A 12090-nucleotide genomic window follows, 5' to 3' on the forward strand; every position below is an offset into this window, starting at 1 on the left:
AGTGGAATCCATCACGGGTTTCGGAGCGCACGGCTTTCTCGGAGCGCTCGGGTCCTCAGAGCGCGAGCCCCGTCAGCACCAGCACCCGCTCGTACGTGTAGTCGTCCATCGCGAACTTCACGCCCTCGCGGCCCACACCGGACTGCTTGGCACCGCCGTACGGCATCTGGTCGGCGCGGTAGGAGGGGACGTCACCGACGACCACGCCGCCGACCTCAAGGGCGCGGTGGGCGCGGAAGGCGGCCTGGAGGTCGTGGGTGAACACCCCTGCCTGGAGGCCGTACTTGGAGGAGTTGACGGCGGCGAAGGCGGCGGCCTCGCCGTCCACCTTCTGCACGGTGAGGACGGGTCCGAAGACCTCCTCGCAGGAGATCGTGGTGTCGGCCGGGACGTCGGTGAGGACGGTCGGCGCGTAGGAGGCGCCGTCGCGGTCGCCGCCGGTGAGCAGGGTCGCGCCCGCCTCGACGGCCTCCTTCACCCACGCCTCGACACGCCTGGCCGCGTCCTCGCTGACCAGCGGGCCGACGTCGGTCTTGTCGTCGCTCGGGTCGCCGGTGCCCTGGGCCTCGACGGCGGCGACGATCCGGGGCAGCAGCCGGTCGTACACGGAGGCGTCCGCGATGACCCGCTGCACGGAGATGCAGGACTGGCCGCCCTGGTAGTTGGAGAAGGTCGCGATGCGGGTCGCGGCCCAGTCGAGGTCGGTGTCGGAGGCGAAGTCGCCGAGCACGACCGCCGCGCCGTTGCCGCCCAGCTCCAGGGTGCAGTGCTTGCGCGGCACCGAGTCCATGATCGCGTAGCCGACCTTCTCGGAACCGGTGAAGGAGATGACCGGGAGGCGCTCGTCCTGGACCAGGGCGGCCATCTTGTCGTTGGCGACCGGGAGGATGCTCCAGGAGCCGGCGGGCAGCTCGGTCTCGGCGAGCAGGTCGCCGATGATCAGCCCGGAGAGCGGGGTGGCCGGAGCGGGCTTGAGGATGATCGGCACGCCGGCCGCGATCGCCGGGGCGATCTTGTGGGCGCAGAGGTTGAGCGGGAAGTTGAAGGGCGCGATCCCGAGGACGACGCCCTTGGGGAAGCGCCGGGTCAGCGCGAGCCGTCCCTGGCCGCCGAGGTCGGTGTCGAGGCGCTGGGCCTCACCGCCGTTGAACCGCCGGGCCTCCTCGGCCGCGAACCGGAACACGGAGACGGCCCGGCCGACCTCACCGCGCGCCCACTTGATCGGCTTGCCGTTCTCGGCGGAGATCAGCCGGGCGATCTCCTCGGTGCGCTCGACGAGCCGGCGGCTGACGTGGTCGAGGGCGGCGGCGCGGACGTGGGCCGGGGTGGCGGCGAACTCGTCCAGTACGGCGTACGCGGCGGCCACGGCCTCCTCGGTCTGCGCGTCGCTCGGCACACTCACCGTGCCGACCAGCCGGCCGTCCCACGGGGAGGTGACGTCGAAGGTGTCCTCGCCGGTGGCCTGGCGGCCGGCGAGCCAGAAGGCGGTGGTGGAAGTCATGCCCCCACGGTAGGGCGGCGGGGAAGGAGCCGCGTTTGTCCGAGTCGTAGTGGTCGGCCTCGGGCATGCGCCTCTTTGTCGTACGGCTACTCGGTCGAGGTCGCCTTCAGCGCGAGCCACAGCTCCATGCGTACGTCGGGATCGTCCAGGGAGCGGCCCAGGATCTCCTCGACCCTGCGCATCCGGTACCGCAGGGTGTGCCGGTGGACACCCAGGTCGGCGGCGGCCGCGTCCCACTGGCCGTGCCGGGAGAGCCAGGCCCGCAGGGAGGCGACCAGGTCGCCCCGGCCGGTCGCGTCGTGTTCGTACAGCGGGCGCAGCAACCCGTCCGCGAACGCCTTCACCGCGTCGTCGGCGAGCAGCGGCAGCACGGACCCGGCGGCCAGCTGTTCGTGCTCGACGTACATCCGGCCGCGCCGCCGGGCGACCGAGAGGGACTGCTCGGCCTGCTTGTACCCGGCCGCCGCCGCGATCGGCCCGACCGGGGCCGACACCCCGATCACCAGCTCGTCCTCGTCTCCCACCGGCTCACGCTCCGTCGCGGCGTGGCCTGCTCCGGCCTGCCCTGCTCCGGAGTGCGCCGCCCCGGAGTGCGGCACCCCGGTGTGCGCCGCCGTGGCCCGCGTCGCCCCTGATCGCACCGCCTCCCGCGCCGCCGCGTGATCCGCGCACGCGGTCACCGCCGCACCGCCGTCCGTGGCCAGCACCACCAGCCGCCGCCCCTCCCCGTCCCGCTCGGGCACGACCAGTACGGCCTCCCCGGCCCGGGCGGCGGCGGACTCGACGGTCTCGGCGAGCGCGGTGAGCGGATCGCCGTTCGCGAGCCCGGCGCCGGCCTTCCCCGCACTCGCCTGCGCGGCCCGGGCCTTCGCGGCGGCCTCCAGATGGGCGTGCGAGTCGACGGACATCCGCGCCGCCGCGGCCGGCTCGGCGACGATCAGCCGGAAGGGCGCGTCCAGCAGACCGCCGTACAGGTCTCCGGCCACGGTCCGCGCGTGCTCCGGCTCCCCCGCGAGCAGCATCCGCAGGACGGCCGCCCCGATCCGCTGCTCGGCCGCGTGCAGGGAGCGGGACCGTTCGGTGGTGAGGGTGAGGAGCGCGATCGCGGAGTGCACGGCGTACCGCTCGGCCGTCCCGAGGGCCGAGGCCGTGCCGACGGCCAGCGCGGCGCGGGGCCGTCGGCCGGTGCCGAGGGAGTGGAGCTCGACCCGGTCGTCGTTCTCTGGGCCGCCGACCACGGCGGAGGCGGGCGCGGGCCGCTCCCGCAGCCGTTCCACGTCGGCGACGATCCGCGCGGCTCGGCGGCCCGCCCACTCCGGGGCGGTGGCGACGACGGCGCCCGAGGCGTCGTAGAGCGCCGTCCAGCCGTCCACCTGGGAGGCGAGCGCGGCGAGCAGCCCCTCCGGGCCGTCGGTCAGGGCCTGCCTGGTCAGCTCGCGCTGGGCGGCGAAGCCCGCGGTGACGGACCGGTACTGGTCGGCCGCGATGGCCGCGGACACGGCCTTGCTGATGGCGAGGAAGGGGGTGCGGCGGGGCACTTCGAGCAGCGGCAGCCCCTCGTCGCGGGCCGCGTCGAGGAGCGCCCGCGGGATCTCCTCGTAGTTGACCCCGACGGCGAACCCGAGCCCGACGACCCCCGCCCCGGCCAGCCGCTTCACATACCGCCGCATGGCCTCCGGATCCTCCGCGTCCAGCTTCAGCGCGGTGATCAGGAGCAGCTCGCCGCCCTCCATGTAGGGCACGGGATCGGCGAGCTCGCTGACATGCGCCCAGCGCACGGGCACGTCCAGCCGGTCCTCGCCCGCGCGCACGGTCAGCTTGAGCGCGGAGTGGTGGACGAGCGAGGCGAGGGTGGGAGGCATGAGGCCTTCAGGGGGAGCGGGTGATCTTTTGGCCGCCGTGTATGAACGGCCTGTGACGATTCTGCCTCACCGTACGGTCCCCGGCTCACGTCATCCGCGCAGATCCACCAGCAGCGGCGGGGCGTGCTCGCCCTGCACGCTCGTCAGGGACAGCACCGCGTGCCCGGCCGGCACCCCGTGCGCCAGCTCGGACGCGGACCACCGCTCCCGCTCGACCTGCCGTACGGTCACCGCCCGCGCGGTGGGCGCCTTGCCGGTGATCACCCTCCTCACGGCATGCAGCACCTTCCCGGCCGGGGTCTCCGCGATGATCTGCCGGTCGGTGACGTCCCGGGCCTCGATCCACTCCTTGCCCCACACCTCGGCGAAGTCCTGCCCGTCCCACGGGGTGAGCCCGGCCAGCGCCATCCGGCACCCGGCGGCGCCGAGCAGCGGCCCGCGCAACGGCCTCGGTACGTCGTCCAGGGTCCGCAGCGTCAGGACGACCCCGGCGTTGCCGGACCGCAGCCGCTGGACCGCCCGCACGGCCTCGGGTGTCACGACCCCCGTGGCGTCGTCGATCACGAGACACGCGAACAGCGACCGGTCCTCCCGCACCGCGACACTCGCCGAGAACTGCGCGAGCACCAGCCGCGCCAGCATCCGCGAGGCGTCGGCGTGCCCGCGCTGGGGCAGGTCGATCCGTACCCGCACGGGGTGGTCGAGCGCCTTCAGCGAGAACGGCCGCGACTGCCCCGACGTGTCGAAGAACCCGGCGAACGCGGGCCGGTCCAGCAGCGCGATCCGGTCCGCGAGGATGCCGCCCACGTCCCCAGGATTGCCCATCTGCCGCTCCCGCGCGTCCAGTTCACGCAGCAACGACTCCTGCCCGGAGTCCTCAAGACCCTTCCGGAGCACGGCCAGCGGCCCGGCCGTGCCGTCGAGCAGCTGCCGCAGCTCGGGTACGGAGGGGAAGCGGCCGTGCACCGCCCTGAACGGTCCGAGAAGCTGGGCCAGCACGGTGGTCGAGCGCCGGGTGTCACCGCCCTGATGCGGCTCGGCGAGATCCCCGACCAGCGCCTCGGCGAGCACGGCCGCGGCCTCGTCCGGGTCGGCCGTTCCTCCGTACAGGTCGAGGTCGTACACCGATTCCGGATTCCCGATCTGTACGACGACGTCGTACCCGTCCGCCGGGCCGAGCCCGGCGCCCGCCGCCCCGACCACCACGACGGCGGCCCGCCCGGCGAGCGCGTGCAGACACAGCGACTCGGCGAGCGGCCGCACCACGGTCCCCGTCTTCCCGGACCCGGCGGGCCCGACGGCCAGCAACGACGTCCCGAGCAGCTCGGGCCCCACCCCCAGCCCGGTCCCCCGGTACGCGTACGGATTCCGCGCGTCGTCCGCGGTGGTCCCGAGCCGCACCTGCCCGGTCACCAGATCATGCCGGGCCACCCGCCCGGGCAGATCCCGGGCCCCGGACGGATGCAGACAGGCCGCGGACCCCTCCGTCAGCACCGCCCCACTGAACGCGGCCAGACTGAACCGCCCACTCCGCACCCCCTGCCACGCCCGCCCGATCCGAGCATGATCAACATCCTTCATCAGCCCAGCCCTGGCCTCAGCAGCAAGCCGCTCAGCGACGTCGACGGCTCCGGCGGCGCGGAGGTGGGGGTATTCGGCGGGGTCTTCGGCAGGCGCCGGGGCCGCCTGCTGCCGTTGCTGCTGAGGCTTGCGGCGCAGATGCGGGAGGACGAACCGGCGCCACACCTCGCCCCAGCGGCCGAGCCGGCCGACGACGATCATGATCGTCAGCGCGACGAGCAGCTCGTACCCCTCGTACACGAGGTAATTGCCGACGTCACTGCCACTGCCACGCCACGAATCGGGGATGAGCAGCTTGAACGGAAGGAGCCACCACGCGCCGACGTAGCCGTTCTGGAGCAGGGACCAGACGAGCCAGCCGACGAGGAACGCGATCAGTGCGCCGCTGATGAGCTGACGGGCGGGGATGAGCTCCGGTTCGACTTCCGGCCGGGGCTGGTGCCCGAACCGCCACACGCCGGGCAGGGTCTCGGGCCGAGCCGTCCGCAACCAGGTCAGAAACGCCGAACTGTCCGGAAGCGGCGGCACCGCCGGCGCGTCCGTGGGCCTCGGAGGCACGACGGAGCGTGCTCGTGGCACAGGATTCGCATGCGTACCCCGCGCGTCCCGCGTCCCGTCGCTGTCCATCGCCCCTGCTCCCTGACCAGCCGTTCCATCCACCGTCAGCGGCCAATCTAACGCGCCCGCAAAGGGAGTTCACCGATTGCGCGGCCGAGGCGTCACACCGTCCCGGGAACCGGCTATGTCCACCACGGACAACCCGCCCCTCCGACAACGCCCACATGGAGCATGCCCACCCCTCCTCCCCCGCCCTAGCCTGCGAGAAAAGACTGGACAGAGTCCGCGAGATCCCCGCCCGCACCACCCCAGGAGCCCCTCATGAACGCACTTCCGCAGGAGCGCCGCCTCATCACCCCCATCCCCGGCCCCAAGTCCCAGGCGCTCCAGACCCGCCGCCTCGCCGCGGTCGCCCAGGGCGTCGGCTCCGTGCTCCCCGTGTTCACGGCACGCGCGGGCGGCGGGATCATCGAGGACGTCGACGGCAACCGGCTCATCGACTTCGGTTCCGGCATCGCCGTGACCAGCGTCGGCGCCTCCGCCGAGGCCGTCGTACGCCGCGCCTCCGCCCAGCTCGCCGACTTCACCCACACCTGTTTCATGGTCACCCCCTACGAGGGCTACGTGGAGGTCGCCGAGGCCCTCGCCGAGCTCACCCCGGGCGACCACGCCAAGAAGTCGGCCCTGTTCAACAGCGGCGCCGAGGCCGTCGAGAACGCCGTCAAGATCGCGCGGGCGTACACCAAGCGACAGGCGGTGGTCGTGTTCGACCACGGCTACCACGGCCGCACCAACCTCACCATGGCACTGACGGCGAAGAACATGCCGTACAAGCACGGCTTCGGCCCGTTCGCCCCCGAGGTCTACCGCGTCCCCGTCGCGTACGGCTACCGCTGGCCCACCGGCCCCGAGAACGCCGGCCCCGAGGCCGCCGCCCAGGCCATCGACCAGATCACCAAGCAGGTCGGCCCGGACAACGTCGCCGCGATCATCATCGAGCCGGTCCTCGGCGAGGGCGGCTTCATCGAGCCCGCGAAGGGCTTCCTGCCCGCGCTGAGCGAGTTCGCCCGGGCCAACGGCATCGTCTTCGTCGCCGACGAGATCCAGTCCGGCTTCTGCCGTACCGGCCAGTGGTTCGCCTGCGAGGACGAGGGCATCGTCCCGGACCTGATCACCACCGCCAAGGGCATCGCCGGCGGCCTCCCGCTCGCCGCCGTCACCGGCCGCGCCGAGATCATGGACGCCGCGCACGCGGGCGGCCTGGGCGGCACCTACGGCGGCAACCCGGTCGCCTGCGCGGGCGCGCTTGGCTCGATCGAGACGATGAAGGAGCTGGACCTCAACGCCAGGGCGAAGGCGATCGAGGCCACGATGAAGACCCGCCTGACCGCGATGGCCGAGAAGTTCGACGTCATCGGCGACATCCGGGGCCGCGGCGCCATGATCGCCATCGAGCTGGTCAAGGACCGTACGACCAAGGAGCCGAACCCGGAGGCGACCGCCGCGCTGGCCAAGGCCTGCCACCAGGAGGGGCTGCTGGTCCTGACCTGTGGCACCTACGGCAACGTCCTGCGCTTCCTGCCGCCGCTCGTCATCGGCGAGGACCTGCTGAACGAGGGGCTCGACATCATCGAGCAGGCCTTCACCCGCATCTGACGTCACAGGAACGACGCAGCAGGTCGGAAGCGGACTCATACCTTCCCGCACCAGCCGCCCCAGCCCTGACATACCTTGGGATTCCGGGGCTGCGGTGGCGAACGGCAGAGGGTGTGAAGAAGGTGTGCGAGGTGGTTGTGAGGATGCGATTCCGTCTGTCGTACGCCGTCCCCCTGCCGTAGGTTCTACCCAGATGAGAGATACACCCCGCCCACAGGGGACTGTGGGCGACATCAGGACGGGGCCTCCCCAGCTTCGCCCTGGTCGTGCCCTCGCGCACACAACTGGAGCCTCCGGCTCCGGATCTCCTCACCGATCGGACAGTCGCCCGCCCCAAACCCCCCGGGGCGGCCGACGATCCGATCTGATCGGCCGCCCCGGAACCACCCCCCCTGTTCCGGGGCGGCCGGCCTTCTTCACCCTCCTTCTCGGAATTCCGGCCCTCCTCTTCGCCCTGATCACCTGGCAGGTCGTCGAGGACGGGCCGCTTCTGCGTGTCGACGAACGCGTCAGCCGCGCCCTGATCCACCCGGACCGCATCGGCGGCGGCCTCTCCGACCTGGGCAATGTCCAGGTAGCCGTACCGCTCCTGCTCCTGGCCCTCGTCTACGTGACCCGGCGCCACCGCGCCATGGGTACAGACCGCTGGTGGCTCCCGGCCACCGCGGCGGCCCTCCTCATGGCCCTGGTCCCGGCGATCGTCGTCCCCCTCAAACTCTGGACCGCCCGCTCCGGCACCACGGTCGCCGCCCCCGGCACCGGCTACTACCCCTCCGGCCACACCGCCACAGCAGCCATCGCCTACGGCACCGCGACCCTCCTCCTCCACCCCCTCCTCCCCACCCCCCACCTCCGCCGCGCCCTGCTCCTCCTCTACGCCCTCCTGATCCTGGGCGTCTCCTACGGCCTGGTCCGCCGCGGCTACCACTGGCCACTGGACGTGGTGGCCAGCTGGTGCCTGTGCGCGGTCCTGCTGCCGGGGTGGTGGCTGATCCTCGACCGGGTTCGGCCTCGACCCCGATCGCAGCCTCAGCCGAAGTAACCCTCGAACACCCCCCGGAACTCCCCGTCAGAGAACCGGTCCCAGTTGATCGACCAGGTCATCAGGCCGCGCAGGGACGGCCAGGTGCCGTGGGTGGGGTAGGAGCCGCAGTTCGTCTTCTTCGTCAGGCAGTCGAGGGTCTTGGTGACCTCTGCCGGGGACACGTAGCCGTTGCCGGCGTTCACCGAGGCGGGCATGCCGATGGCGATCTGGTCGGGGCGCAGGGGTGGGAAGACGTTCGCGGGGTCGCCGGCGACCGGGAAGCCGGTTAGGAGCATGTCGGTCATGGCGATGTGGAAGTCGGCGCCGCCCATGGAGTGGTACTGGTTGTCGAGGCCCATGATCGGGCCCGAGTTGTAGTCCTGGACGTGGAGCAGGGTCAGGTCGTCGCGGAGGGCGTGGATCACCGGGAGGTAGGCGCCGCATCTCGGGTCCTGGCCGCCCCACTTGCCGGTGCCGTAGTACTGGTGGCCCATCTGCACGAAGAAGGTCTCCGGGGCCATCGTCAGCACGAAGTTCGCCCCGTACTTCGCCTTCAGCGTCTTCAGCGCCGAGATCAGGTTCACGATCACCGGCGTCTTCGGGTTCCTGAAGTCCGTGTCGTCGGCGTTCAGGGAGAGCGAGTGGCCCTCGAAGTCGATGTCCAGGCCGTCGAGGCCGTAGGTGTCGATGATCGAGGAGACCGAGGAGACGAAGGCGTCCCGGGCGGCCGTGGTCGTCAGCTGGACCTGGCCGTTCTGGCCGCCGATCGAGATCAGCACCTTCTTGCCAGCCGCCTGTTTCGCCCGGATCGCCGCCTTGAAGTCGGCGTCGGACTCCACGTTCGGGCACTCGGTGACCGGGCAGCGGGTGAAGCGGATGTCGCCGGAGGTGACCGAGGTGGGTTCGCCGAAGGCCAGGTCGATGACGTCCCAGCTGTCGGGGACGTCGGCCAGGCGGGTGTAGCCGGCGCCGTTGGCGAAGCTCGCGTGGAGGTAGCCGACCAGGGCGTGGGTGGGGAGGTCCGTGGAACTCCCGGCCGTCGTCGTCACGTTGAGAGATACGGACCTCGCCGACTCACCCGTGTCGTTCACCGCCGCGACCTGGAAGCCGTACGCCGTCGAAGGCGCGAGTCCGCTCACGGAGGCCGAAGTCCCGCTCACCGTCCGGACTTTGACGCCGTCCCGGTAGACGGCGTAGCCGGTGGCACCCGTGACCGCCGTCCAGGACAGGGCCACGTCGGACGAAGTGACCGTGCCCGCCTTCAGGCCCGTGGGCACGGCGGGTGGCTGTCCGGCCTCGACGCCGGGCCCCGTGAGGGACATGTCGTCCGCGTTGTACGCGCCCGTCCCGTACCAACCGTGCGTGTAGATCGTGACCTTGGTGGTGGACGGGCCGGTGCGGAAGGTCATCGTGAGCCGCTGCCAGGCCGGGGCGGACTGGGTCCAGGTGGAGACGTCGGTGGTGCCGGTGCCGCTCGCGCCGAGGTAGACGTAGGAGCCGCGGACGTATCCGGCGAGCGTGTACTGCGCGTCGGGCCGTACGGTCACGGTCTGGGCGCACTGGGCGTAGTCGCTGCCGGCCGGGGTCGCCTGCAGCGCCGAACTCCCACTGTGCACAGGGCTGTTGACCGCCGTACCCGAGGAGCAGGTCCAGCCGTCGAGTCCCGCTTCGAAGCCTCCGTTCCTCGCCAGGTCGGCGTCGGCCGCACGGGCGGCCGACGAGAGCGCGGTGATGCCGGGCAGGGCCGGCGCAGTGGCCGTCAGCGCGGCGAGGACGGGTCTGTTGCGTCGGGTGCGGTCCACAGGAGCCTCCGGGCATGGGGGAATCGGAGGGTGGAGCGCGCCCAACTGGGTCCAGACCAATCCGGGTTGTCAGGACCTCCCGTCGCGGTTCGGGACCCGCCGCTCAGCCGTCGCCCTGCTCCGTCGCCAGCCCCGCCGCCGCCTCGTGCATCGCCAGCTCCAGCAGCGCCGGGTCGGTCAGGGTGCCCGAGCCGTCCGGCGGGACCAGCCAGCGCACCCCTCCCCCGGCCACCCGGCCCGGGTACGGCACCACGATCCAGGTGCCGGCGCCCGCTGTACGGATACCGGTGCCGAGCCAGCGGGCCGCGGTGCCGGGCGGCACGAAGAAGCCCATCCTGGCGTCGCCGAAGTCGACGAGCACCGGGCCGAGTTGATCGAGGATGCGGGTGAGGACGTCGAGTGTCGGATAGCCGAGATCGCCCGGCAGGATCAGTACGTCCCAGGCCTTGCCCGCCGGCAGCAGCGCGACCCCGAGGGGGTTGCGTTCCCACTCCCAGCGGCAGGCCTCGGGATCCGGTGCGACGGATGCCAGCCACTCGACCGCCGTCTTCGCCCCAGTCATCAGAGGACCTCCCTCTCGCTCGTCGACGCTGGTCGCGTCACGAGGGAGAGGGAGGTCTCCTGGCAGGCATTACGCGGGTTCTGACCACCCGTTGGAGTGAACCAGATCACATACGATCATTTCAGCTGTCGAATCCGAGGCCGAACCGGTCCATGGTCCGCAGCCACAGATTCCGCCGCCCGCCGTGCGAATCCGCCCGGGCGAGGGACCACTTGGTGAGGGCGATGCCGGTCCAGGCGAAGGGCTCCGGTGGGAAGGGCAGCGGCTTCCTGCGGACCATCTCCAGCCGTGTGCGCTCCGTGTCCTGCCCCGCCAGCAGGTCCAGCATCACGTCCGCGCCGAACCGGGTCGCACCGACCCCGAGGCCCGTGTACCCCGCCGCGTACGCCACCCTGCCCTGGTGGGCGGTGCCGTAGAACGCGGAGAACCGGGTGCACGTGTCGATCGCGCCGCCCCACGCATGCGTGAACCGCACCCCCTCCAGCTGCGGGAAGCAGGTGAAGAAGTGCCCGGCGAGCTTGGCGTAGGTCTCCGGCCGGTCGTCGTACTCGGCGCGCACCTGGCCGCCGTACTGGTAGACCGCGTCGTAACCGCCCCACAGGATGCGGTTGTCGGCGGAGAGCCGGAAGTAGTGGAACTGGTTCGCGGAGTCCCCGAGCCCCTGCCGGTTCTTCCAGCCGATCGACGCGAGCTGCTCCTCGCTCAGCGGCTCGGTCATCAGCGCGTAGTCGTAGACCGGGACGGTGTACGACCGCACCCGCTTGACCAGGTTCGGGAAGATGTTGGTGCCGAGCGCGACCTTGCGTGCTCGCACGGAACCGTACGGAGTGCGTACGGCCATTCCCGCGCCGTACGACTTCAACTCCAGGGCGGGCGTGTTCTCGTAGAGCCGGACACCGAGCCGCAGGCACGCCCGCTTCAGACCCCAGACGAGCTTGGCCGGGTTGAGCATGGCCACGCCCCTGCGGTCCCACAGTCCCGCCTCGAAGGTCGGCGAGGCGACCTGTTCGCGCACCTCGTCGGCGTCCAGGAAGTCGACGCCGTCGGCGAGGCCCTTCTCCTGGAGCTCGTCATACCAGTCGCGCAGTTCCCACGCCTGGTACGTCTCCGTCGCCACGTCGATCTCGCCGGTGCGCTCGAACTCGCAGTCGAGGTCGTGCCGGGCGACCGCCTTCTCGATCTCGTCGAGGTTGCGGGCGCCCAGCTCCTGGAGCTTCACGATCTCGTCCGGCCAGCGGGTCAGCCCGTTGGGCAGCCCGTGGGTGAGGGAGGCGGCGCAGAAGCCGCCGTTGCGACCGGAGGCGGCCCAGCCCACCTCGCGGCCTTCCAGCAGGACGACGTCCCGTTCCGGGTCGCGCTCCTTGGCGTTGAGCGCGGTCCACAGTCCGCTGTAGCCACCGCCGACGACCAGCAGGTCGCAGGTCTCGGCGCCGGTGAGGGCGGGCTCGGGGTGCGGCCTGCCGGGGTCGTCCAGCCAGTACGGAACCGGCTGCGCTTCGGAAAGTGCCTTTGTCCAACGGCTCATGGCGCTTGGGGCCATGATT

The 12090-nt window shown here is 71.7% G+C and carries 8 protein-coding genes; 2 read left to right on the top strand and 6 right to left on the bottom strand.

Annotated features, from left to right (window positions below; all coding sequences use genetic code 11):
- Nucleotides 1–55: 55 nt before the first annotated feature.
- The 3 genes from G3I78_RS28320 to G3I78_RS28330 form a co-directional block, all read right to left on the bottom strand.
- Nucleotides 56–1501: an aldehyde dehydrogenase family protein gene (locus G3I78_RS28320; protein ID WP_164429566.1), complete on the bottom strand. Its 1446-nt coding sequence runs from the start codon at nt 1499–1501 to the stop codon at nt 56–58.
- 86 nt (nt 1502–1587) lie between these two features.
- Nucleotides 1588–3363 carry a PucR family transcriptional regulator gene (locus G3I78_RS28325; protein ID WP_164429568.1) on the bottom strand — a complete coding sequence of 592 codons (1776 nt, stop codon included), beginning with the start codon at nt 3361–3363 and terminating at the stop codon, nt 1588–1590.
- 90 nt (nt 3364–3453) lie between these two features.
- The gene (locus G3I78_RS28330) at nt 3454–5571 is read right to left on the bottom strand and encodes an ATP-binding protein (protein ID WP_164429570.1); all 2118 of its coding nucleotides are present in this window, start codon (nt 5569–5571) and stop codon (nt 3454–3456) included.
- A gap of 252 nt (nt 5572–5823) precedes the next feature.
- On the opposite strand from G3I78_RS28330, the gene gabT reads away from it, so the two are divergent.
- Together gabT and G3I78_RS28340 are read left to right on the top strand one after the other, a co-directional pair.
- A complete protein-coding gene (gabT, locus tag G3I78_RS28335) occupies nt 5824–7158 on the top strand; it encodes a 4-aminobutyrate--2-oxoglutarate transaminase (RefSeq protein WP_164429572.1) in 1335 nt (444 codons plus the stop codon).
- 223 nt (nt 7159–7381) lie between these two features.
- Nucleotides 7382–8200, top strand: a complete 819-nt coding sequence (locus G3I78_RS28340; RefSeq protein ID WP_164429574.1) for a phosphatase PAP2 family protein — start codon at nt 7382–7384, stop codon at nt 8198–8200.
- Here the strand turns inward: G3I78_RS28340 and G3I78_RS28345 are convergent.
- The 3 genes from G3I78_RS28345 to G3I78_RS28355 form a co-directional block, all read right to left on the bottom strand.
- Entirely contained in the window at nt 8188–9984 is a 1797-nt protein-coding gene (locus G3I78_RS28345; RefSeq protein WP_164429576.1) for a glycoside hydrolase family 18 protein, read from the bottom strand. The two genes, G3I78_RS28340 and G3I78_RS28345, sit on opposite strands and share 13 nt — an antisense overlap.
- 103 nt (nt 9985–10087) lie before the next feature.
- Complete coding sequence (locus G3I78_RS28350; RefSeq protein WP_164429578.1) at nt 10088–10546, bottom strand: hypothetical protein; 459 nt, start codon at nt 10544–10546, stop codon at nt 10088–10090.
- A gap of 121 nt (nt 10547–10667) precedes the next feature.
- Entirely contained in the window at nt 10668–12086 is a 1419-nt protein-coding gene (locus G3I78_RS28355) for an FAD-dependent oxidoreductase (RefSeq protein WP_164429580.1), read from the bottom strand.
- Nucleotides 12087–12090: the final 4 nt, after the last annotated feature.

It is taken from the genome of Streptomyces sp. SID13726, from assembly GCF_010548375.1.
Taxonomy (GTDB): domain Bacteria; phylum Actinomycetota; class Actinomycetes; order Streptomycetales; family Streptomycetaceae; genus Streptomyces.

Bases quoted from the DNA above. Each gene is read 5' to 3' on its own strand.
- G3I78_RS28325 (WP_164429568.1), bottom strand. From the start codon at position 3,363: ATGCCTCCCACCCTCGCCTCGCTCGTCCACCACTCCGCGCTCAAGCTG.
- G3I78_RS28320 (WP_164429566.1), bottom strand. From the start codon at position 1,501: ATGACTTCCACCACCGCCTTCTGGCTCGCCGGCCGCCAGGCCACCGGC.
- G3I78_RS28355 (WP_164429580.1), bottom strand. From the start codon at position 12,086: ATGGCCCCAAGCGCCATGAGCCGTTGGACAAAGGCACTTTCCGAAGCG.
- G3I78_RS28330 (WP_164429570.1), bottom strand. From the start codon at position 5,571: ATGGACAGCGACGGGACGCGGGACGCGCGGGGTACGCATGCGAATCCT.
- gabT (WP_164429572.1), top strand. From the start codon at position 5,824: ATGAACGCACTTCCGCAGGAGCGCCGCCTCATCACCCCCATCCCCGGC.
- G3I78_RS28350 (WP_164429578.1), bottom strand. From the start codon at position 10,546: ATGACTGGGGCGAAGACGGCGGTCGAGTGGCTGGCATCCGTCGCACCG.